General features: G+C 60.1%; 18 protein-coding genes and 1 pseudogene. 4 read left to right on the forward strand and 15 right to left on the reverse strand.

The features are described 5' to 3' along the window. Positions 1 to 82: 82 nt before the first annotated feature. From FJ398_02895 to FJ398_02905, 3 genes are all read right to left on the reverse strand, one after another. Positions 83 to 778, reverse strand: a complete 696-nt coding sequence (locus FJ398_02895) for an MBL fold metallo-hydrolase (protein ID MBM3836907.1) — start codon at positions 776 to 778, stop codon at positions 83 to 85. A gap of 507 nt (positions 779 to 1285) precedes the next feature. Beyond that, complete coding sequence (locus tag FJ398_02900) at positions 1286 to 2359, reverse strand: hypothetical protein (protein ID MBM3836908.1); 1074 nt, start codon at positions 2357 to 2359, stop codon at positions 1286 to 1288. Between the two features lie 358 nt (positions 2360 to 2717). Continuing rightward, positions 2718 to 3983 carry a DUF3142 domain-containing protein gene (locus FJ398_02905; GenBank protein ID MBM3836909.1) on the reverse strand — a complete coding sequence of 422 codons (1266 nt, stop codon included), beginning with the start codon at positions 3981 to 3983 and terminating at the stop codon, positions 2718 to 2720. Positions 3984 to 4024: 41 nt separating this feature from the next. Between FJ398_02905 and FJ398_02910 the strand changes: the two genes are divergently transcribed. Further along, positions 4025 to 5125 carry a hypothetical protein gene (locus tag FJ398_02910; GenBank protein ID MBM3836910.1) on the forward strand — a complete coding sequence of 367 codons (1101 nt, stop codon included), beginning with the start codon at positions 4025 to 4027 and terminating at the stop codon, positions 5123 to 5125. Between the two features lie 520 nt (positions 5126 to 5645). On the opposite strand, the gene FJ398_02915 is transcribed toward FJ398_02910, so the two are convergent. Further along, complete coding sequence (locus tag FJ398_02915) at positions 5646 to 6896, reverse strand: Gfo/Idh/MocA family oxidoreductase (GenBank protein MBM3836911.1); 1251 nt, start codon at positions 6894 to 6896, stop codon at positions 5646 to 5648. Positions 6897 to 7377: 481 nt separating this feature from the next. Between FJ398_02915 and FJ398_02920 the strand changes: the two genes are divergently transcribed. Continuing rightward, on the forward strand, positions 7378 to 8676 hold the full coding sequence (locus tag FJ398_02920; protein MBM3836912.1) for an aminotransferase class V-fold PLP-dependent enzyme: 1299 nt from the start codon (positions 7378 to 7380) through the stop codon (positions 8674 to 8676). Between the two features lie 163 nt (positions 8677 to 8839). On the opposite strand, the gene FJ398_02925 is transcribed toward FJ398_02920, so the two are convergent. From FJ398_02925 to FJ398_02965, 9 genes are all read right to left on the reverse strand, one after another. After that, on the reverse strand, positions 8840 to 9982 hold the full coding sequence (locus tag FJ398_02925) for a Gfo/Idh/MocA family oxidoreductase (protein ID MBM3836913.1): 1143 nt from the start codon (positions 9980 to 9982) through the stop codon (positions 8840 to 8842). 91 nt (positions 9983 to 10073) lie between these two features. Next, positions 10074 to 11327: a histone deacetylase gene (locus tag FJ398_02930; protein MBM3836914.1), complete on the reverse strand. Its 1254-nt coding sequence runs from the start codon at positions 11325 to 11327 to the stop codon at positions 10074 to 10076. Positions 11328 to 11601: 274 nt separating this feature from the next. Further along, positions 11602 to 12075, reverse strand: coding sequence for a Uma2 family endonuclease (locus FJ398_02935; GenBank protein MBM3836915.1), 474 nt, complete (start codon positions 12073 to 12075; stop codon positions 11602 to 11604). Between the two features lie 37 nt (positions 12076 to 12112). Beyond that, a complete protein-coding gene (locus FJ398_02940; protein MBM3836916.1) occupies positions 12113 to 13480 on the reverse strand; it encodes a DUF1501 domain-containing protein in 1368 nt (455 codons plus the stop codon). Positions 13481 to 13611: 131 nt separating this feature from the next. After that, entirely contained in the window at positions 13612 to 14709 is a 1098-nt protein-coding gene (locus FJ398_02945) for a hypothetical protein (protein MBM3836917.1), read from the reverse strand. Continuing rightward, complete coding sequence (locus FJ398_02950; GenBank protein ID MBM3836918.1) at positions 14706 to 15662, reverse strand: ATP-binding cassette domain-containing protein; 957 nt, start codon at positions 15660 to 15662, stop codon at positions 14706 to 14708. The genes FJ398_02945 and FJ398_02950 overlap by 4 nt, the downstream gene beginning before the upstream one ends. A 68-nt stretch (positions 15663 to 15730) precedes the next feature. Next, positions 15731 to 18247, reverse strand: coding sequence for a DUF3471 domain-containing protein (locus FJ398_02955; GenBank protein ID MBM3836919.1), 2517 nt, complete (start codon positions 18245 to 18247; stop codon positions 15731 to 15733). Then, positions 18234 to 18911, reverse strand: coding sequence for a response regulator transcription factor (locus FJ398_02960; protein MBM3836920.1), 678 nt, complete (start codon positions 18909 to 18911; stop codon positions 18234 to 18236). The genes FJ398_02955 and FJ398_02960 overlap by 14 nt, the downstream gene beginning before the upstream one ends. Next, complete coding sequence (locus tag FJ398_02965; protein ID MBM3836921.1) at positions 18853 to 19593, reverse strand: hypothetical protein; 741 nt, start codon at positions 19591 to 19593, stop codon at positions 18853 to 18855. The genes FJ398_02960 and FJ398_02965 overlap by 59 nt, the downstream gene beginning before the upstream one ends. Before the next feature lie 74 nt (positions 19594 to 19667). Here FJ398_02965 and FJ398_02970 point away from each other — a divergent pair. Beyond that, positions 19668 to 20225: pseudogene (locus FJ398_02970) on the forward strand (site-specific DNA-methyltransferase). A 262-nt stretch (positions 20226 to 20487) separates the two neighbouring features. Further along, positions 20488 to 20691, forward strand: coding sequence for a hypothetical protein (locus FJ398_02975; protein ID MBM3836922.1), 204 nt, complete (start codon positions 20488 to 20490; stop codon positions 20689 to 20691). A 433-nt stretch (positions 20692 to 21124) separates the two neighbouring features. On the opposite strand, the gene FJ398_02980 is transcribed toward FJ398_02975, so the two are convergent. Further along, positions 21125 to 22213 carry a hypothetical protein gene (locus FJ398_02980; GenBank protein MBM3836923.1) on the reverse strand — a complete coding sequence of 363 codons (1089 nt, stop codon included), beginning with the start codon at positions 22211 to 22213 and terminating at the stop codon, positions 21125 to 21127. A 338-nt stretch (positions 22214 to 22551) separates the two neighbouring features. Beyond that, entirely contained in the window at positions 22552 to 23223 is a 672-nt protein-coding gene (locus FJ398_02985; GenBank protein ID MBM3836924.1) for a hypothetical protein, read from the reverse strand. Positions 23224 to 23322 lie beyond the last annotated feature (99 nt).

A 23322-nucleotide genomic window follows, 5' to 3' on the forward strand; every position in this document is an offset into this window, starting at 1 on the left:
GGGATGGAGTGTTGGAGTATCGGTATTCAGAGCTCCAAGACTCCAAGACTCCATTACTCCAATCCCGCGACTTCCGCGCCGCTCACGAGTACCACTTCCGCAAACGGACCTCGACGCTCACGTCCTTTCCGATGAGCTGTTTGAACCGATTCACGTCGCTGCTGGAGTAGTGATACGGATAGACGACCTTGGGACGAAACTCCCGCACCGCGCTGGCGGCTTGATTGATATCCATCGTGAACGGCAGGTTCATGCAAACGAACGCCATGTCGATGTTCTGCAAGGCGCGCATTTCCGGGATGTCCTCTGTGTCGCCAGCCACGTAGATGCGCTTGCCGCCGATGGTCAGGACGTAGCCGTTGCCGCGGCCTTTGGTGTGGCCGGTGCGGCCCGGTGTGATGTTGTACATTGGAATGGCTTCGACAGTGATGCCCTGAACCTCGGCTTTGTCGCCATTGGCCATGACTTTGGTTTTGGCTTTCAAGTCGCTCGCCAACTGCTGATAAACCGCTTGCGGCGCGACAATTTCTGCGTTCTTCGCGTCAATCGCCGTGAGCGTCGCGGCGTTGAGGTGATCGCCGTGAATGTCCGTGATGAAAATAATGTTCGGGCGCGGCAGCCTCTGGAAACGCGTGCCGCCGCCGACCGGGTCGAAGTAGATGATTTTGTCCTTCCATCTCGCCGCGAAGGTCGCGTGATCGATCGGATACACCACGACGTCGCCGTCCGACGTCACGAGATGATCGCCCGTCATCGGGGTGGGCGAGGCCAAGTGCATGGCGCGGTAGTATCGGACCGGCAGGTAAGGAGCCGTGGAATCCGTGTAACTCTGCGCCGCGGGCGCGGCGGGAAACGTGTAGAGCGGCGTCCAGGTGACCAGATCCGTGGAGACCTCCAGCCGCACGTTGTTATTCGTGGGAACATTGAGGCGCAAAAGGATTTCTCCTCCGGCTTGATGCTGGACGGCGGTAAAGCTCGGTCTGGAAGGGTCCGCGTTGGAAGTAAGCTGCGCGGTCACTGATGGAATAAGGAAGCTCAACGCCAATCCCAGCAGCGGGAGGGCGGGCGTGTGAATTCGCGGCATTTTCATAACTCCGATCTCGAATGGTTTTGGTTTTTGGTTAATGATTCCTGGCTTGATTCCCAGTAAGTAAACCCAAATGCCGCACGCGTCAACGGTGTGCGCCAGCCAGGTGTCTCAATAGTCTCAATGTGGGAGGTTTAACCGCGAGGGCGGTTCCCGCCGTCCCGCGGTACGGCGAGCCTGTCCTCAGCGAGCCGAATCCTACTTCTCCGGTTCGGCTGTCACAGCCGTCTCCTTCGTCTCCTTGGCGTAAGTCTTCTGCACTTCCGCCGCGATGGCGCTCAAATCGTCGATGAGCGTGTTTTTCGCCTCTTCGCTGACTCCTATTTGCTGGAGCACACGCCGGGCATCGTTGACCACCACCAACACTTCCCCCTCAGTCAAGTTGCCGCAGTTCACGATTCGGTTGAAGTCCAGAGCCAACTGGAATTTCTGCTGATACGTGAAAGTTTTGCTCGGCCACGCCGCGGCCAGATCATCGACCAGCTTGGTCACTGATTCAAAAGAGGGCAGATTCGGCGTACGGGCTTTGTCTCCCCCTCCGCTTCGGCGCAGAAATGCCATGCCCGGAATCGAATCGAGCAGCGAGTTCAGAATCTGTTGCCGCTGCGAGGAAGTGACGGGCGGCTTCTTGATCCCATGGAAGATCAGGGCTAATCGCTCGATGGATTGCCGCTGCGCCGGAGTGAGCGCCAGGCGCGATTGTGAATTCGTGGAGTTCGGAAGGAGGAAGTTGGTCGTGCCCGGCGGAGACGCGAAGCTGTTGCTGCCCGTCTGACCGTTCGTCGTCATGGTCGTGTAACCGGGGAGATTGGTCAGCGTCGGCGCGAAACGCGCCGCGTTCGTGCCGTAGCCGGCGCGCGGCACAGCGTTCGGGAACGAATACGGGTTGGGCGCAAAACGGTTCCCCGGCGCATAGTTCGTGGGTGCGAAGCCGTTCGTGGCGAATCGAGCGCCGGGCGCGAAGTTCGTGCGATAAGGCCGGTTTGGGACGTAGCGTCCGCCTGGCAAATAGTTCGTCGGTCCAGGCGCAGGCGCATAGCGATTTGGCGCCGCGCCAGGCGGAGTGTTCGTGAAGTAGGATCGCCCCGCGGGCAGTCCGGGCCGTTGCGGGAAATTGGTCACCGCGTTGGTCAGCGCCGGATTTCGATACGGGGTGAGCGGGCGTGCCGGGTAAGGTTGCCGTGGCGCGTAAGGTCCGGGCTGATATCCTTGGCCAAGCACCCATGCCGAAAAAACCACCACTCCGGCCGCTGTCGCGCACGCTCGATTCATAAGACGAAAACGTAACCGAAAGCTCCTTCGCGGCTGCGGGGTTGTCAACCTTGGAGTATGCCCTCAGTTGAGGGTGGGGCCAGGCTCCCGCCGAGCCAATGCCATCGAAGAAAGGCTTCGCAGGAGCGTCGCCCCACCGTCGTTAACTGAGAGGATACCAGCGGTGCAGGACAGAATTCCCCGTAGCGCAGACTTGGAGTCTATCAGTACCGCCCGAAATCGTCGCAAGCCACGACGCTTTTTCGGAACGCGGCTGTGTGCGCAGCACCAGCCGCAGCCGCCCGTCAGTTCCAACGCGCTGCGGTTGGGTCTTCGACCACAGCCGCGCTCCCTTTGGTTTGCGGCCTTGCCGATCCGATTAGGGTTCGAGCGCAGCGTGCACCTCGGCCGGTTGATCCAATCGGACCCAGCCAATGGTGCGGCGGCGGCCGGCCTCCAGCCTTGCGGAGTCTGGCGTTGCCGCGAATTCGACAGCGTTTTCCTTGCCCTTCAGTTCGAACCCTTGCAGGGCGTCGCCCGCCACGAACCGCGCCGAATTCCAGGTCAGTCCAACGCGAACGGGAGCATTATGATCGGCCTGGCCCGCGTTAATCAAATCCACTTCAACAAGTCCAGGTTTGGGGCGCCGGAGTTCAACCCGCAAGCCAGGTCGCGGCACCTGGCCGTCCATCACGGCAGCGAGGGTTGGCCAGGACCAGTTGAGCGTGTCCCCTTCGACTGGCAGCCGATACCAGATTACGCCCGTCAGTGCCCGCGGGCGGTCGTTGATCCAGCGAGCGATGAGTTCGGCCATGGCTTGAGGATCCGCCCGCACCTCGCGCAGTTGCGTGCCTTCCGGCCACAGCTTCGCCGGACCTTCGGCGGACAAACCCACGAACTTGCCGCCGCGGTCGAATGCGATCTGGTAACCGTAAGTGGGGAGAGCGACGCGGAAGGGCTTGCTCAGGCGTCCGGCCTTCTCGACCGCGCGCTTCGCTTCGGTCGGATCACACAAACTGAACGGCGCACGCGCGTCGCGTGGCCGGGCGAGCGAATGCACTTGCAGGACGTAGCCGTCGGCGGCGGCGATGAGGCGCTTGAACGCGGCTCGGTTCAGCCATGATGGCAGCGCGGTGATGGTGACCGGCATGGGCGCGACGCGGTTGCGGATGGCCTCCACCCAGACGCGGTACCCGTCCAGCTTCGATTCTGCAGCGTCGAAATCGATTTGCAGTTCGGCAGGGTGAAGCCCGTGGCTCTTCGCGGCCTCGACCAATGAAACCGCCAGATCGGCGAGATACCGAGTGCGCTGGTCCTCCTCCGCGAAGGGTCCCGCGAAAGGCCCGACGCGCAAGGCCAGGCCGACCGGGCGGCCGCTGCTGCGCAGGGCCGCGTAATCGAGCGCCACGCGCGTGACGTGCGGCTGCTTGCTCCGCCAGGTGACCTCCGCGTTCAGAGCGACCAACTCGGCGAAGGCCTCCGCGCGTTCCGCGATGGCATCTTCCAATGACGGCGTCCAGGATCGCTGCCAGACATAAACCTCGCTCGGCATAACTCCGCGAGCGCGTTTGTTCTCACGCGGCCAGGCAAGAAGAGCGGCCAGGACGCCTGCGCCGATCAGGAAGAGGGAAACAAAGCGTTTCATCTCGCTTTCAATGCGCGGCAACTTTCGATTCCGGACCGGGCTTGTCGAGGAGAAATGAGCCGAACCCGGTAACCCCTCCAGTCAACGACAGTGAGCCGAACAATGCTTTCCTGTGTTCGCGTCTGGGGAATCTGTTCCGCGCCTGCGGCAAGACTGCCTGGGCGAGCGAGTGGTTCGAAAGGACGCTGCGGCTGGATCCCAGCGACATCGAAGCGCGCCACCATCTTTTCTCGATGGCTGCAGATGCGGAGGACATCCCGGCAGCGTTCGATCATGCGCTTCGTTTGGTCAAAGATCTGTCGGATGGAAAGCAGGCCGAGAAGCCCGAACTGACCGAAGCCCTGGCGGTGGATTTCGTAGAGATATTGCGCGGCGCGCCTGACGAATTCCGGGACCTCGCCGCTGCCGAGGCATCCAAAACTCCAGCCACGCTTGAGGCCAGGTTCCTCCTGTCCCTTCTCGAAGCGGAAGGCGACGAAGATGAAATGATCGACGACGCGGTGGAGCGACTCTTGAACGGAGACATCCAAACACTGCCTGCAACCATGCCTACGAAAGAATCCGACGACGAACTCGAGCCTGCGGTCGAACTGATCCCTTCCTTGCAAGAATTGGTGATCGCCCAGGGGCTCAAGGCCGAGAAACTGCAGCTCGCTCTCGAAGTAAACGAAGGTCAGAAGCAGGTCAGAGTTCTGGACCGGCGCTCGGTCCCGCTTTACGACGGCGAGAAAGCCGTATTTTGGGAAGCGCCTCCGCTGCGCGAAATGTTTCGGGGAGGCCGGCAGCCGCCTCCGGACTCCGAGATGAATCGATACCCGCCGGAATACTCCCTCTATTTCTATCTGATCGAGAATCACGTCTTGTTGCTGAGCGATCAAATAGGCGACCGAACCGATCAGGAATTGGAGGAAGTCTATTCCTTGCTGCGCCGCCGGCCGGATGGCAAGAGCCTGGGAACGGTTCACGATGCCCTTTGGCAAGCCGCCGCGTTGCTGCTTGGCACGTACGCGCTGAGCCAGGCGGAGTTTGAGGCGATCTTCGGTCAATTGGCCCGTTCGGCGCGGCACTGGGCGCAATCCCCCATCTCGCGCAACTATCTCGGCTATCTCAGGAAGACTTTCGGGGGAGAGTCGCCGGATTGACCGCCGAGCATTCCTGGCTCGATCTTTAGGGCGCGCGCAACCCCGATAGGAATCTGCTTTTCCACCGCCGACAAAAACGTTCGTTCCGCAAGTCACGCCTTCCAGTTTCAATGCGGAACCATCTGGTAGCCGAACCGCAGGCTTCGGCCACAAAGGAATCACGGAGGAAAGGAAGACAGCGGCCAAGACCGACATCACCACTGAGAGCGTGTCCGAAAATTCCGCGGGGTCCTGTTTTCGCGCCAAAGGCCGGATGGCGAGGCGCAACGAAGGAGAATATCCTCCCTGGATCTTCGACTGAGGAGCAACGAAGCCAGGCGGCCTTTGGCGCGAAAACCCTCCGGGCGGCGGGTCTTTTGTCCGTGGCCTGCGTTGGCTCGGTCCTTACAGCCCGCGTTGGGGATGCTCGGACCTCGCCGCCTTGGCCACAGCCAAAATCCCTCGCCGCAGGACCCCGCGCAATTTTCGGACACGCTCTGAGGCAGTTTTCCTCTGAATCCTCAAAGAACTAATCCTGTTTTCACGCCACTCGCCGCACGACACGGCCTTCGCGATAGGCGCGATTGGCCATGTGCGCGGCTTCGGCGGCCAGGACGCCGGCTTCGGCGGGCGCGCTGGGTTTTTTGCGCGCGCGAATCGCGTCGAGCCAATCGGTCAAGTGCAGCAATTCGCCGTCGGGTTCCTTGAAGAAATCCGCGCCGCGCGGACCGGAACCCAGCACGATTTCTTTCGGTTCCAGTTTGCGGCCCGATTCCGGATGAAGTTCAAGGCGCCCGCGGTCGAGGTAAAGCGTCGCATTTTCGCCCATGATTTCGGTCATGGCCCGGTTGCGCGCATTGACAAACGTGCCCTCAAAGTAGATCTGCAATCCTTTGTCCGGATACTGGAGGAACGTCTGGATCGTGTCCGGCGTTTCCCACACGCCTTTGGTCGCGAAGTGATCGCCGACGGTCGTCGCGGCCGCCGGCATGCCGAGATCGAGGAGCCAGTTCACGCCGTCCAGCCAGTGTACCATGAGATCGGTCAGAATGCCGCCGCCAAAATCCCAGAACCATCGCCAATTCCGGAATCGATACGCGTCGAAAGGCTGTTCCGGCGCGGCGCCCAAAAATTTTTTCCAATTCAAATCCTCGGCGCGGATCGAGGGAACGCTTTTCTGGAACGGCAGGAAATTTCGATTCCACGTGAGATGGACCTTGTGAATCTTGCCCAGCACACCTTCCTGAATCATTCGGCGCGCCTTGTGAAACTGCGGCATCGACCGCTGCTGCGTCCCGACCTGCACGACGCGATGGTAGCGGTCCTGCGCGGCGACGACCGTTTTGCCGTCGTCGCGGCTGTGCGTGAGCGGTTTCTCGACATAGACATCCTTTCCGGCGGCGCAGGCATCGATGGTCATTGGAACGTGCCAGTGGTCCGGCGAGCCGATGAGCACAGCGTCCACATCCTTGCGTTCGAGCAGTCGTTCATATTCATGAGTGGCGAAAGCGCCGGCGTCCGCGATCTTCTTCGCGGCCGAAAGATGGGCGTCGTAGATGTCGCACACGGCGATGATCTTGGTTTTGGGAATCCTCGTCAGGACTTGCATCAGACCCCGCGCGCGTCCTCCGGCGCCGATCACACCGATGTGAATTGTGTCGTTGCTGACGGCTGCGCGGGTCAGGCTAATCGCGGGCGCCAGAGCGGCCGCAGTCGAGGCGAGGCTGGTTTGCTTCAGGAATGCGCGGCGATTCAGGAATAACTTGGGGGAGGAAGGCGGTGCCTTTTGCATGATCGAATTGTCCGCGGAATAGCACTCGAATCAAGCGTGGATTGGCAACCCCTCAGTTTAACAACGGTGGAGCGACGCTCCTGCGGAGGTTTCCTTCGATGGCGTTGGCTCGGCAGGAGCTTCGCCCCACCTTACTGTGCAGACCGTGGGATTGACGACAGATCGACCGGAGAACGGTAGCGCAGATTTTCAATCTGCTGTATCGCCGATTTCCAATCGGCAGGGCGCCGGCAAGTCCCAGCGGGCTCGGACTGGGAGACGCCCCGCAGAATACAATTCTGCGATACGGCAGAGTGCAACTCTGCGCTACGAGCTTTGTCGTCCATCCCGCGGACCAAGCAGTAACTACCTAAACCGAGGGGATACGGTGGATTACGGTGGATTGTACTCGAAACCTTAGACTTTGAACTCCACTCCCGGTCGGCGTAAGCTGGCGCTCGAAAAACCTGAACGACTAAACCTGCCCTGGAAGGAGATCGTTATGCGCGCCGATGCTCAGAACAATTTTGGCTCCGTGAATCGCCGCGAATTCGCGCGTCTTTTTGCCTGGGGTGGCTCGGCCGCTGTTTTTGCCCGGACCGGCTTCACGTGGGCGCGCCCCGCGTTGCCCGGCACGCCGGCGGCGCCCGACGAGAAATTCTGGCTGCAAGTCCGGGAGCAGTTCGTCATGCCGCCGGATCTCGGCGTGCTCAATGCCGCCAATCTCTGTCCCTCGCCGGCGCCCGTGCTCGAAGCGATGTACGGCCACACCCGCGACATGGACCGCGATCCGTCGTTCCAGAATCGCGTCCAGATGAGTGAGGGCAAAGAAGCGACGCGCCGGGCGCTGGCGGAGTTCCTTCGCGTCACGCCCGAGGAAATCGTCATCACCCGGAACACCAGCGAAAGCAACAATCTCGTGTCCAGCGGCGTGGATCTCAAACTGGGGGACGAAGTGTTGTTGTGCTGGGACAATCATCCGAGCAACCTGGCGGCGTGGCAGGAGAAATCGAAGCGCTGGGGGTTCACGATCCGCCTCGTCGAGCAGGTGAATCCGCACCCCGGATTCGATTATTACCTCGATGCGTTTTCCAAGGCGATGAGCGCGCGCACGAAGATGCTTGGCTTCACGCATCTCACCAGCACCGTCGGCGATTTGTTTCCGGCGAAAGAACTTTGCCGGTTGGCCCGCGAACGCGGCATCCTCACGCTGGTCGATGGCGCGCAGTCGCTGGGACTCCTGGACGTCGATTTACGCGAGATGCAACCGGATTTCTACACAGGCAGCGCGCACAAATGGCCGTGCGGTCCCAAAGAAGTGGGCGTGCTTTACATCAACAAATCCGCACAACCGAAAATTTGGGCGAGCATTCTGAGCGCCATGCCGGGCGCGGTCGGGATCTCGAAAACCTTCGAGGCGTTCGGCCAGCGCGACGAGCCGGCGATCATGGGCTTCGGCCGCGCGCTCAAATTTCAGAGCGAGATCGGCCGGGGCGCGATCGAAGCCCGCGCGCGGCAGTTGACGCAAATGCTTCTCGAAGGGCTGCGGAAAATCGAAGGCGTGAAGATCTGGACGAGCCTGGAACCGGCGCGGTCGGTCGCAGTGGTGTCGTTCCGGCCCGGGAATCTCGACATCGGAAAACTTTCGGCGGCGTTGTATGCGAAACATCGCATCGGCTGCGCGACGCGGCTTGGGTCGGATCGTCCGGGCATCCGGTTCTCACCGCATTTCTACAATACGACGGCGGAAATCGACCGCGCGCTGGCCGCGATCAAGCAGCACATGGCCAGCGGGGTTTAACGTAGGGCAGGCATCCTGCCTGCCCTGTAGTTTGGTCGAAGACCGCGTCCGTCCACAAAGATTGCAACGAAGTTAACGACGAAGACAGTCTTGAGTGGCACTTTGGAAGGCTCTCAGAACAATCTCCAGGAGCAGGCATGCTTGCCTGCCCAAAAGGCAAAGGTTAGATCAGATCCCACGGCTTTCGGGCTTTGCGCTCAAGCAATGCCGCAGCTTGCGGGTCGTCAAGGATCTGTTCCTTGTCCGGATCCCAGCGAATTTTCCGGCCACCGACTTTGTAGGAAATATTTCCAAGATGCGCGACGATGGTTGACTTGTGCCCGATCTCGACATCCGCCACGAACCGTTGCCGCGACCGCACGCAGTCGATGAAGTTGCGCGCGTGCAGATCGGTGCAGTCGCGGCCGGCGACCGATTTGGGTTCCCCGCCGCCGCGCGCCGCCGGGAAGATCTCATAGCCGACCCGGTCGGAAAAAATTGTGCCTTTGGCGCCGTAGAACGCTTCGCCATGAGGACGGTCGTGAGCGCCGGAGGCGTTGTACGGGACCCGTCCGCCGGGCAGGCGCGGCCCCGTGCCAAAGCCGTTGAGCTGAATTCCCTCGTAGCTCAGGACCCAATCTTTGTACTCGTACGTCACATGGAGAACGTTCGGCGTGTCGATCATGCTCTTCGGTCCGTGCAATCCCCCCACCCCCATCGCGGACAGCGGCCGATCATCATGCATCACTTGATGCACGGAATCGAGCCGGTGCGCGCCGAAGTCCGTGATGAACCCCCCTGAGTAATCATAGAAACGCCGGTAAGTGCGAAAGCGCAGGTTATTGAAGGGAACCTTGGGCGCCGGTCCGAGATACATGTCCCAATCCAGGCTTTCCGGCGGATCGGAATCCGGAGGCGGGCCGCCCGCGGCCGTATAGACCGTGGAATAGTTGCAGACATGCACGAAATGGACTTCGCCAATCTGGCCGCTCTGGATGATGTCCTCGACCTCCTTGTAATGCGGGGCAGAGCGGTGCTGGAGGCCGGTTTGCACGACCCGGTTATAACGCCGGGCTGCTTCGACCATCGTGCGGCCCTCGCGGATCGTGAGGCCCAGCGGCTTCTCGACAAACACATCCTTGCCCGCCTGACACGCCAGCAGGGTGGGAATCGCGTGCCAGTGATCCGGCGTCGCGACGACGACGGCATCGACTTCCTTCATTTCAAGAATTTTTCGGAAATCGCGAAATGATTGGGCGGTTGCTCCGGCCCATTGTTTGGCCGAAATAAAGACGGCCCTCCTCCTCTCCCCAGCCCTCTCCTCCACTTCATGGAGGAGAGGGAGTTTCGCCGTTGGAGATCGGGTGCGCCTCCATCGTGGCCGTCGGTTTGAGCATCCGTGAAAGCCGCCGGACCTTTCAGAAGAACGGAGTCTCGGGCTGGAGTTCGCCGGTCATCAGGGTGCGGACGTGATTCTCAACGGCCTGTTTCAGTCCATTGAACGTTCCGGGAAACTGGCCGTTGTTGTCGGCGTAGCCTCCCTCCAAAATCGAGACCACCCGCCCGCCGCTGAAGGCATCCGCGATATCCATGACTTTGCGCGTCAGGAGCGAATACCCGCGCGCCGTCAATCCCAGGCCGCCCATGAGGTCGCCTTTCTTGCTGTCGAACCCCGCGCAAATCAGAATCAGATCGGGTTTGAATTCCTTCGCCAGGGGCAGCATCTCATTCTCCCATTCGCGGAGAAAGCCGTCGTTGCCCGGATTTCCCGTCATGAGGCCGTGGTGGGATTCATCGCCGCCGGAATAGAAGCCGCCCGCGCAGGTGTCGTAGAACAGAAACGCCGGGTCGTTCCCGACAAAGAACTGCGTGCCATTGCCATGATGGTAATCCCAGTCCACGATCATGACACGTTTGATGAAATTCGGATAGCGTTCCAGGGCAAAGCGCCCCGCGATGACCGCATTGGCGTGACAACAGAAGCCGTAGGAATAGCCGCTGTTGATCTGATGGTGGCCCGGCGGGCGGATGTTGCAAAAGGCATTTCGGATTTTGCCCTCGCAGACATCTCGCACCGCGCCCAGAACGTGCGCCGTGGCCAGATCCGCGATCACGCCGATTGGTTCCGTGGCCCCGTGGCCCTGGTCAATCGGAATCGAATGAATGCCCTGGATGTGAGCCGGGGTGTGGACCATGGCGATATACGCGCCTGCGTCGGGCACAGGCTCAATCGGAGCCAGCTCGCCGAGCAATCCTTGATCCTTCAGTTGCTGGTTGATCGACAGGACGCGCTGCGGCACTTCGGCGGAATTCTGGTAGTAATTCGCGAAACGCGGATCGAACGCGTAGCCGGTTTGCCAGGTGCCGGCCGATTGCAGGTTCGGCGCCCGTTGCGGTTGGAGAATGCGGAAGAACTTGGTGCGCTCGCTGATGGTCAGGCTGGCGGCCAGCCGATTCGTCGTGGCGAGATAAACTCCGGCCGGGCGCCAGGGACCGTGCAGCGAACTCGTCTCTTCAAGTGTGTAGCTTCGACCTGGAGCAGCCTCCCAGGCGATCACGACGCCATTTTGCTGGGCGCGGATGACCGAGCAACGAAGGCTGTTCTGTCCGTGTGCCATCGTGCTGAAAGAGAGTGCCACGAGCACAAGCGTCGCCTGGAGAGCGCGGGCCATTTGGGTCGAATGGAGCTAGGGTTGTTCGAGCGCTGTTATAAATAACTCATAATCGGCGCCTTTCAAGGAAACTTTAGCTTGGCCTGAACGATTCGATCCCATGTCAGCCAAGCGGGGCGATTCGCGCAGAGAACGAGGCACTGCGAAGCCGTACCCGAAGAGGATGAAGGATTGAGGATGGGCGTATGTAGTCCCGGCTTCAGCCGGTCGGGCGATGGAAAAGCCGAACGCGTTGGATAGGTCGCTCTAAAGGCGGGAACTACGCGCAACCGAATCAGGCGAAAATTTGAGCCAGCGGAATTTCGATGCCCACGGTCTCATCGCGCAAGGTTCCTTCCGAACACGCGCGGCTTCCGCCCGAGGCCGGGAAGACGGACACAACGCGCGTGGCCGGCTCAACGAGCCAGCACGATTTCACTCCGTGCCGGCCATATTCGCGGATCTTGTCCACCAACGGCTGGAGATTCTGCTTTGGGGAGAGGATTTCGATAACCAACGCGGGAGGGATGGTCACTTCGTCTTCATCGGTCAACCAGTCCGAAGACAAACTCCCTTTGGGGTAGAGACAAATGTCAGAGATGGTCTGCCATCCGTCCAGGTTGAGCGTCAACTGCTGGTGGATTGAAAAACGGTCATTGAACCGGTCCAGCAACACGCTCAGGTTGTGCGACGCGCGGGAGTGGTTTCGACTGGGCATTGGGCGATCCTCCTGAATCTCGTCGCTCGTGAGGACGGGAATCGTTTTCATGGTCCTGTTTAACCGCGAACCCTGACGCAAGGGGGAGTCAGATCAGTTCCTGCAGCGGCTCGATTCCGGAATCGACGAGGTATTGCGGCCGGCCCTGGATGTCCTTGACCGTGGCCGTGCGGACGTCGATGCCCAGATTGTGGTAGAGGGTCGCGAAGATTTCCTGGAATTTCACCGGGCGTTCCGTGACTTCGCCGCCGACGCGATCCGTCGCGCCGATCACCTGGCCCGTGTGCATGCCGCCGCCGGCGAGCAACGCGAAATTCACCTGCGGCCAGTGATCGCGGCTGTTCATCTTGTTGATCCGCGGCGTGCGTCCGAATTCGCCCCACACGATTACGGAAACGTCTTTGTCCAGGCCGCGTTCGTGCAAGTCCGTCACCAGCGCCGACAGACCCTGGTCCAAAAGTGGAAACTCTTCCCGCGATTTCGGGAAATTCATTCCGTCCGCGCCGTGCCAGTCCCATCGGCTGTAATTGAGCGACACGACGCGCACGCCCGCTTCGACGAGCCGCCGGGCGACCAGGAAATTCCGGATCATTTTGGGCGCGCCATCGCGCTCGTACTTGGGATTGTTCTGGCCGTAGCGTTCGAGAATTCTGGGATCTTCCTTGGAAAGGTCCAGGGCATCGACCAGTCCCGTGCCGGAGAGAATCCCCATCGCTTGGTGATTGAAATGGTCGAGACCCTCCATCATGCCGCTCGTGTCCGCGGTCCGCCTGAATTGATCGAACGCCGTCCGGAGCCGGTCGCGATCACGCAGCCGCTCCAGCGTGATGCCCTGCAAAATCATGTTCTGAGCCTTGGCGTTCGGATCTTTCGCGACCAGGTTGATTGGCGCGTGAACCGGGCCGATGAAACCGCCGTTGCCCGGCTCGCCCCAGGTGCGGTTGCCCGTTGGATACATCAGCGCAACATTCGCGGGCACGCCCGAATTCGACCCTTGAACCCTGGACACCCACGCACCGAACATCGGCCATCCGCCTTGAGGCGTTTGCTCCCGCCGTTTGTGCCCGGTCATGCACTGGTAGCAGTCATGGTCGCCGTCCGAATCCGCGATGGAGCGGATCAACGCGAACTTGTCCATCATTTGAGCGAGCCTGGGGAAGTGCTCGCAAATCTCGATGCCGGGAACGTTGGTTTTAATGGGCCGGAATTCGCCCCGATATTCGGACGGCGCGTCGGGCTTCAGATCGAACATGTCGAGGTGCGGCGGGCCACCCGGCAGATAAATGTTGATGACCGCCTTGTGCGCACGGCCGGAGCCGGCTTCGGCCTGGAGCGAGAACAGTTGGCTCATCGACAGGCCGCCCATGGCCATGCCGCCGATTTTGAGGAAGTGCCGGCGGGAGATGCCGTCGCAATGATTCTGCCATGGGTCAGGTTTTCCAAGAATCGTCAGCATAATGCGGCCTTTTGTTCGAACGGGCTTGCCGGGATTCAAAATAGCTCAGCAGTGCGAAAATCCAAGAGCTTTGTTTTGTTCCCGGCGAAACCTCTCTCTCCGGCATCCTGGACGAAGTCCGCCATGACGTGCTAGCCTCCGGTTATGACAACCCACGGAAGATGAGGAGAGGCATGCGATGGTTGGTCGGGATAATCGGCGCAGGGATGTTGCTGTTTGGCCTTCTCTGCCTCCTCGATCGTGTTGTTCAACAGCATCTGCACGATCGAGAAGATCGCGATCCAGAGCAGATACACGAAGGCCGTCGGCGCCCACTGCCGCATGACATCGACGCGGCTGACGCGTTCCTGGCCTTCCTCCTTTTTCGGATTCAGATCGGCCAATGGCACGTGCGTGCGCTGGACCTGCTGAATCGTCGCGAGGTCCATCCCGCGCAACACGAATTCCCGGCGGCGGATTTCTTCGTTAATGGCCCGCTCGACTTGCTCGCGCAACTCCGTGTCCGCAAGATTGCCCGACCAATATTCAACGCCTTTCGCGGGATCGGGGACGAGCGTTGCCGTCACACCGGGCCGCACAATCCGTTTCTCGATATCGGCCGGAATCAGAATCGCCGCGAACAACTCCGACGCGTGGCCGTTGACGGACACTTCCTTTCCGCCCCGCAAATACGCCCGCAACTCCTGCGTCAACGTCGCCCATTCCATGTCAGGCTTCAAACCCGCCGGCAATTCGGCGCGCTGAAAACGGCGGCGAGGTTCTTCAAACGCCGGCGCCGCCGGATCGAGGAACGGCTGCAGTTGTTCCAGATAGAACTTCTGGCCGCCCTGCCGCTGAAAACGTTCGAGCGCGTCGGGCGTCGTCGCCGACAATTCCCTTAATAAGGGTTCGATGGATTTGCGCGCCGCGCTCGTTCCGGAAACCGCTTGCGCCGGCGGCCCGGAAGTCGCGGAGCGGTTCTGGCTGTGCTTGCGCGCGTAGGCCTGCAGTTCCTGAATGACGCGGCGTTGATGGTTCTTCTCCAGCGCATCCACGGCCACGCGCTCGAATTGTCCGGACGGGTCCACGAGAACAAAGTGGCGCGTCGGTGTGCCTTTCTTTTCCAGCCAGACCGGCACCTGCATTGAGCCGAAGATGATGGCCGGAAACAGAAACAGCCCGATCCAAAAGCCTTTGGTCTTGGCGTTCTCCAGGTATTCGCGCAAGGCGATCAAGAATGCGTATTTCATCGAAAACTGGCCTCCCGTGCCTCGGGTCCGACCAACCGCACGAAAACGTCGTGCAGGGACGGCTCGGATTGATCGAAACTTCGCAGCCGAATCCCCCGGGCAAAACAGGCCTGGAGGACGGTTTGCGGATCTGCATTGTCTCGCATTTGGATTTCCCAGCGGCCTGCGGAATGGCCGGCGGTTTCGCCGGCTCCGTTGGCCATCGGTTTGATAAACTCGACCTCGGCCAGGCTTCGGATCGGCTCCACGTCGTCGCTGGTCTCGATCAAAACGCGGCGCGGGACGGTCCGTTTCGCCTCCGCGAGGGTGCCGTCGAAAATCTTCCGGCCGCGGGCGATCAGCAAAATCCGTTCGCACAAACGCTCCGCGTGCTGCATGACGTGCGTGGAAAAAATCACCGTGCGCTGGCGGCGAGCCAGGTCGCGAATGATTTCCTCCATCACCTGCTGGTTAACCGGGTCGAGGCCGGAGAACGGTTCATCGAGAATCACCAGTTCGGGATCGTGAGCGATCGACGCCAGAATCTGCACCTTCTGGCCCATGCCTTTGGACAGCGCGTCGGTAGGTTTCTCGGCGAAATCCTTCAGCCCGTATTTTTCGAGCAACTCAAACGCCCGCCGTCGCGCCTCTCCACGTCTCACGCCTTTCAGCGTCGCGAAATAGGCGATGATCGACCAGGCCTTCATCTTCTTGTAGAGCCCCTTTTCCTCCGGCAAATAGCCGATCCGGTTGCGGACTCTGAGCGCGGAAGGCTGGCCAAGCACGGTGATGGCGCCGCTGGTGGGTTTGATGATTTCCAGAACCATCCGAATCGTCGTGGTCTTGCCCGCGCCGTTGGGGCCGAGAAATCCATAAATGGAACCCGCCGGAATTTGCAGGCTCACGTCATCCACCGCTTTGAAGCCGCCGTAGAACTTCGTGACGTTGCGGAGATCGAGAACAATGTTTTGCATGGCGAATGATGAAACGCTTTCGCGAGTTCAAGCAGTTACTATTTGCGAACCGGAAAATAAGCGCAGATTCATGGTGTCACCTCTTCCATTCGCGGCGCATCGAAAGTTCGCCCGCCCTGGCTGTGGGTCGCTTTGATCACTTTACCCCGCCCATCTTTGACGAATTTCACCTCCGCCACCGCGGATTTCCAAAAAAACTCGGTTTCGGATTTCGGGAAGATTTCAAACTTCGGCTGGCCGGTCAACTGAGCGAACAATCGAGCGCCTTCCCGCGTGACCCTCATGATGCTCTTGCCCTGGCCGTAGTCATATTTCCCCACATACGCTTGCAGCGCTTCGGGCGCGAGCTTTGCCATCGGAGCGTCTTTGATCCGAGCTGCGTCGATCATCAGCCCGCCCTGGCGGTGTATGGCTTTCGTCACTTCCCCGTTGTCGTTCTTCACGAAAGTCACTTGCGCATCGACGATTTTCCAAAAGAACTCCGTCTCCGATTTGGGAAAGATTTGGAATTTCGGCTGGCCGGTCAGTTGCGCAAAAAGGCGATCGCCTTCCCGCGTCACCTCCAGCACCGCGCTGCTGTAGTCATATCGGCCCACGATGGCATCGAATCCCTTCGGCGACACGGCGGCATTGGCCTGAAGCGCCGCGCGCGGTTCCATGTTCTTCCACAGAGCCATCTCAGCGATGTCGCGGGCTCGCGCCGTGGGATCGAGGCCCGGCGGCGGCGCCGCGGCATTGGCCAGCACGACCACGGTGAAATTCTCCTTCGGGAAACGGAGCAAATAGCTGAGGAATCCCTGCAACCCGCCGCCGTGCGCAATCTCCGTCAATCCCCGCTGCTGCGAGATCGCCCAGCCGTAGCCGTACCCCTCGCGCGTCTCCCCGCCGGACTTCAGATCGCCCGCGGTTTTGACCGGCGTGAAGGCCGCTTTCAAGGTCGCCTCGCCGAGCACTTTTCCATTGAACAGGGCTTCGTTCCACTTGAACAAGTCTTCGACCGTGGAGTAGAGCGCGCCAGCGCCACCGGCCCGCGACATGTTCCAGTCGAGCGCTTTCTTGAACGCGCCGCGCTCATAGGTGTAGCCGGTCGCTTCGTGTTCCAGAATGTCGGTGGCGTTGTGGACGCCTGTGTTATTCATCCCCAGCGGCTCAAAGAAATGCTGCTTCAGAAAATCCCCGTAGCTCGCGCCGGCAACTTTCTCGAGGATGGCGCCGAGCAGGAAATAGCCGGAGTTGTTGTAGGACCATTTTTCACCGGGCGCGAAATCATACGGATCGTTCTTGAACGATTTGATCAAGTCCTCCGGCTTGACCGGGACCGTTACCGTCTCGAAGAAGTCCGGTTTGCTGGTGTAGCTGTGAATGCCGGAGGTGTGGGTGAGCAAATGATGGATCGTCACTTCGTCCCCGCGCGGATAATCGGGAATGAACTTCGACAATTTGTCGCTGACGCTGAGTTTGCCTTGCTCTTGAAGCTTGAGAATGGCCGAGGCGGTGAATTGTTTGGAAATCGAGCCGATGCGGAATTTCGTCTCCGGCGTGATCGGGACGCGATGTTCCAGGCTGGCGTAACCATAGCCTCTCTTCAGCAGAATCTTTCCCGCCTTGGCCACGAGCATGGCCGCGCCGGGCGAGAGCCCTTTCACGACGTCTTTGGCCCCCGCGTCCAGCCACTGTTCGAGTGTCGGAATCGGCGCGTTCGGGTCGGCGCCTTTGGCCAGGAGCATCTCGACGACGTTCGTGTATCCCCGCGTCCGTGCCGCGTGGAGCGGTGACAGACCAACCTTGTTCGTCCTGTTGACGCTGACCCCACGCGCCAGGATTTTTTGCAGGGCCTCCGCATCGCCGGTCGCCGCCGCGCCGACGAGCTTGTCTGCCAGGCTCTGCTCGCCCAGACGGCGGAACACGAAACCCCAGCTTGCGCGCGCGTTTTGGACTTTCAGCAAAAGCCGGTTCTTGCCGCGCTGCAAGTCGAGTTGCACCAGATCTTCGTCTTTGCGGGCCGGCCGGCCGGCAAGATTCTCATGGGCGAGTTTGCCGTTCAGCCAAACCTTCACCGCGTCATCCGAACCGAGGCCGGCCAGCACCCTGGACGCCTCCGGCATTTCGATCTCGGCATAGGCGTAAGCGGTGACGAATTCTTTGCTCCCGAAGGGCGCCGTCAGATCGACGATGTCTTCGGGGGAATGGATGAGCTTCCATGCGTACTGGGAATCGCCGAGCTTGAGTTTCGCGCCTGCGGTGGCGTGGATTTGCGCTTCGCCGCCGGCCCTTGCAAGAAGATCGGATTCGAAGGCCTTCCTTTGGGCGGCATCGTCCGGGTCGGAGTCCGCCTGGCTGACGGGGACGGGGCCCAGGATCAGCCAGGTCTTGAGAAACTTGTTCGGCTCCAGGTCTGAGTAGGTTGCCGAGTCAGCCGCCCGGGCGATCTGCACAAACAGCGCCAAAGCCGCCAGCAGTGCGGTGCAAATCACAGCGGCGATTGTTGATTGGCGATTGGCGAGAGAATTCCCCGATCCGAGAGGGGAAGGGGTGGGTTCGTGGGGATGGAACTGTGGTGTGTTCACGTGTTTATCGGCGTTCATTGGCGTTCATTCGCGGTTGACCCGAATTCTTGGAAGGCACTCGGGACTCTCCCGCCGCATCAGGAATCTCAAATCGATACCCGATATCCCGGATGGTGTGGATGAAGGTCGGGTGCCGCGGATCGGGTTCGACCTTGCTCCGCAGCGTCGTCACACAACGGTCCACGCTGCGGTCCGTGACGATCACGTCGTTGCCCCAGACCGCGTCGAGAATGCTGTCGCGCGTCAGAGCGCGGCCGGCGCGCTTCACGAAATATTCGAGCAGCCCGAATTCCTTGCCCGTGAGCGCGACTTCGGCGCCGTCCCGCGTCAAGCGATGCGAATCAAGGTCCAGCCGGCAATCGCCAAATTCATAAACGGTGGACTCCAGCGCCTGCCGGCGGCGCAAGAACGCCTTCACGCGCGCGAGCAGTTCCCGAATGCTGAACGGTTTGGTCACGTAATCGTCCGCGCCCAACTCCAAGCCGCGCACGATGTCCTCCTCCTGGCCTTTCGCGGTGAGCATCTCGATGGGCATGTCCAGGTTTCGGCCTCGCGCCAGGCGGCAAACTTCGTAGCCGTTCATCTTGGGCAGCATGAGATCCAGGATCACGAGATCCGGCGGATTAGACAGCGCTGCGTCCAAACCCTCCTGCCCGTCGCGCGCCGTCTTGCGACCAGTCATATTGTTGAAGCGGACTCGAGAATGCCTCCTCCACCGGGAACTCTTTCCGTTCGCCGCCGGCCATCGACACCGAGATAAATCTTCTCTGTCCCTGTTGCACGACGAACATCAGTTTCTGGCCATCCTTCGACCAGACCGGATGGGATTGCAATCCGGGCATCCGATCGGGCGCCAGGCGGCGGGGCCGCTCCAATATTTCGCCCGTTTGAAAATCCACGGTCGCCACATAGACATCCTCGGAGGGCTTGCCTTCCGTGTAATAAAAGCTCCCCTCTCGAGTGAATGTGTATGGCGAGATCTCTCCGACATTTGATTTCAACAGTTCGGGTTCGCCCGCTGGTTTGCCATCCCGAAGCGAAATTCCCCACAATCCCGTTGCGCCGCTGCGGGAACTCGAAAAGAGAAAGCTTTCATCTCCGGGGAACCAGCCGACCACGTCTTGGACTTCCCTTTCGATCAATATTGTATCGCTGCCCGATTCCGTGTCGATGACGGAAATTTTTCGTTGACTCTCACCGCCTTTGCCCAATCGGCAAGCCAGGTAACGCCCGCTCCAGGAGAGGCGCATTGTCATTTGCGACGCAGGCTTCCAGCGTTTGATTTCTTTCATCGTTCCGGTTTTGACCTCCAACCAGCCGATGGCGGTGCTTCCCTCCTCCCCGGACCACACCTGCGTGAGCAATCGCGCACCCTCCGGCGACCAACCGTGGATCCATGGGTAGGCATCCTTCTTCTCATAAACCTTCCTTGACTTGTATCCTGACTTCGCCGCCGTACTGCAACCGCTACGATTACACGCGCACTTACGCGCTGGAGTTGGCACTGCTCGGCGTGGATGAAGCAGGGCTGGTCAACTTGCGCCAGGCGATGTTGAGCTGCACCGTCGAGAATCGGACCAAGGAACTTCTGAAGCTCAATCCCGCCTGGCACAAGGCCATCGAAGCGGCTGACCAACAGCCTTTGCTGCAAAGCATTCTCCGCTATCTGGAGAGCCAGAAGGAATTGGACTTGCTCAACAACGACGGCATCCCGCGCATGGTTCGCGGCTATTTTTACGAAATGGCGTGCGTCATCGCCGAGTGCGCGCGCGTGCTGAAGCCGGGAGCGCCGATGCTCATGGTGAACGACAACGTGCGCTACGCCGGAGTGAGCGTCTCGGTGGATGTGATTCTGTCTGACCTCGCGCAGAAGCTGGGCTTCAAAGTGGAGCGAATCCTCGTTTTGCCGAACGGCAAAGGAAACAGCAGCCAGCAAATGGGCGCGCATGGCCGCAATCCGCTGCGCAAATGCGTTTGCCTCTGGCGCAAACCATGAGGGTGTTGGTTGCCCGAACTGCCCGACATCACGATTTACATCGTACCGCTGGAAGCCCCAGTCAGAGCCGTTAAAGCGTTACAAGGTTAAATCGTTGAATCAGTCCCGTGAACGGTCTGAACCGGCTGGTCAGGATACACGGCACTGGCGAAGCAGGGCGGAATGGTGTTCAATAGCAATCGAAACAACGATGGCGAACGCCCATGAATGAGCCTTCCTCCTATTCCGAGAATCCGCGCGGTCTGAAGCGTTCCACGACGAGATGGGCCTCGCTCCGGCCGACACTTACGATCCGCTGATCGAAGCGTTCAAAAAGGACATGGACCGAACGCTCTTACGAGAGAACTTGAAACTGACACCGGCGCAGCGGGCGCAGAAATTCCTGGACTTTGCCCGTTTCGCGGACGAACTGCGGGAAGCCGGCAGGCGAGCCAGAGCAAAAGATCCTTCATGGGGGTTGAAGTGACATGCCAACAGATTTTTAAGGAGTTCTTCAATCGCTCACTCGACACGACGTCAATTCATCCTCATCGGCGGGGTGGCTGCGATCATCCATGGCTCGGCGCGGCTGACCTTCGACATTGATGTGGTCTACTGTGCAGACCGTGGGATTGACGACAGATCGACCGGAGAACCGTAGCGCAGATTTTCAATCTGCGGTATCGCCGATTTCCAATCGGCAGGGCGCCGGCAACTCCCAGCGTGCTCGGACTGGGAGACGCCCCGCAGAATACAATTCTGCGATACGGCAGAGTGCAACTCTGCGCTACGAGCTTTGTCGTCCAGGCGCCCGATTGCGGCGAGGCGCCGCACGCAGCACGCGAGGCGCGTGCGCTCCCCATGAAGGAGTGTGAAATATCCGGGCTACTGTAGAGGGCTAGGGGGCTAGGGCTGGCGCTTCACTTCCTCCCTAACCCGAACTGATCGCCCGCGCGAACCGGCCGGTCTCCTTTGAAAACAATTTCCAACATTTTCTCGCTCTGCACGGCCCGGCCTTCTTCGTCTTTCAACTCGGCCACGGTCCTTCGCGTCGCCACCTCGATCACATCGCCAGTGGAAGGATAGGCGTAGCGGCCGTCGATGCTGAACGTGATCCAGCCAGGTTGATCCCGCACTTCCAGGGTCGCGACTTGCTTCGGTGGCAACACGGTGTTGTCGAAGATGTGCATGCGGCTGTTGTGCGCGTCGGTGAGCCAGATTTCCTTTTCGTCCGGCGTCAAGCCGACGCCATGGCTGGGGCAACCGTGCCGCTTGGTCGGGCCTTTGTTGTAGCCTTGCACTTCGACGCGATGAAGCATTTTGCCCGTGGTCAAATCGCCGATCTCAAATCCAAGCAGATCGTTGACGTTCACATAACAGAGCGTCCCCCGGCCATTGACCGTGAATGGCCGGATCGCGCTGCTGAACGGTCCGACCTCGCGCAGCACGGAATGGGTCTTGGTGTCCGTGACCCGGAGCAAGGGCGACTTCAGTCCAGCCAGGAAAGCGTGCTTGCCGTCGAGGCCGTAAATCGTGTTGTGCGCGCCGGATTTGGTCACAATCTTTTTGATAATCTCGCCCGTGAGCGCGTTGACGACGTGCCAGTGCTCCTTCTCCAAAGACGGCAAATACATCACCTTTCCATCGGGCGACAGCGCCATGCGGTCGCATCCGCCTTCGTAAGATTTTTCCCAAAGAATCTTTTCGGTGACCAGATCGAGGCAGGTCAAGTATTTGAGCGTGCTGATGTAAATCCGTTTGGTGTCGGCGCTCGCGCAAACGCCTTTCACGTTGAGCGGTTTCTTGTCGTCATCCAGACCGGCGGTTGGAATGCGCTTCACGAAGCGGTGCCCGTGGTCGATGTCGAAGACGATCAGGCCGTGCCCGCCATATTCGAGGTAATTGCGGATGCCAGGTTGAGCCACGTAAAGGAGCCGGCGCTCGCCGGATTTGGCCGCATCGGCTGCGAAGCATGATCGGAGGCTCGGTCCGCTGGATTGCAGCCACATGAGAACGCCCAGGGAAAGCGCGATAACGCTTGGGCGCCGGCAGGAAGGAATAGTTCGAGTCATAGGGATCAAGGTTTGCTGGTGACGAATCGTGCCGAGTCAGCCGGGGAATTTCAAGAACGCCGTTGGGGGTGCGATTAAAAGTGTCGGTCAGCGACTCCAATAGACTTCCCTCTCTCCCGGGGAGGAACGAGTGGGGAGAGAGTTGGAGAGAGGGGTTTCTTGGAAACATCAGAAGCGAGCCAACACCCTCCTCTCCCCAGCCCTCTCCTCCTTTCGGGAAGAGAGTGAGAAACTCTTCGTCGCGGACGGCGCCGCTTGTCTCCAGTAGCTGCGACTCACGACGCCGGAGCGCTGCCGCGCAGACGGGCGATTTTCTGGCGGATTTCCTTCAAGATCGAAGTGAGTTCGCGCTGGTCCGATCCGGGAAGGTATTCGCACAGGACGTTCAGAAAGAACGAATCCTCATGCTCGGTTCGCGAGACAAGCTGGACGAGGTCGGCCTCATAAATGGCGGCGCGGTCGAGGTCGAATTGGCGATAGAGGCTGGGGAGCGCGAAAAGCTTGAGCAAGATCAGGCCTTCAACGGTCGCCGTGCGGAGCTGGCCGACGGTATAGGAGAGTTCGGTCGCGTATTCCCGCGTAATCTTCCCGAAGAAAGGGTGCTCGTAAAACAACAAGTCCACGCGCAAACCGTGAAAATTGCCTTTGGCGAACATGTCGTTTCGCTCGGTGAGTTCTAATTCCGGGATCTCCAGAAGATGCGGAGCGGCCAGTATGAGGTCCAAATCCTCGGTGTTTCGCCCGGGCACATGTTGCAGGAGAGCAATCCCTCCAACCACGACGAACGGGATATTCCGCTGCCGCAGCAACAGCAGAAAATCGTTCATCGCGCGGGCGTAGTCCGATTCCATCGCGCCCGACCACTTAGCTGGATTGGCCGCATGCGCCAACTGAATAATTCGCCCCGCATCGAACGGTCGAGCAGGATGGCTGGCCACGGCTCTCATGCTGCGCAGATCCTACCGTGCATCCGGTCGCGCTGCAACCTCGTGGCCTGAGCTTCTGAGTAATCTCTTGACCAGAGCCAGCCAAGATTCGCTGCCAAA

The organism is Verrucomicrobiota bacterium, from assembly GCA_016871535.1.
Classification (GTDB): domain Bacteria; phylum Verrucomicrobiota; class Verrucomicrobiia; order Limisphaerales; family SIBE01; genus VHCZ01.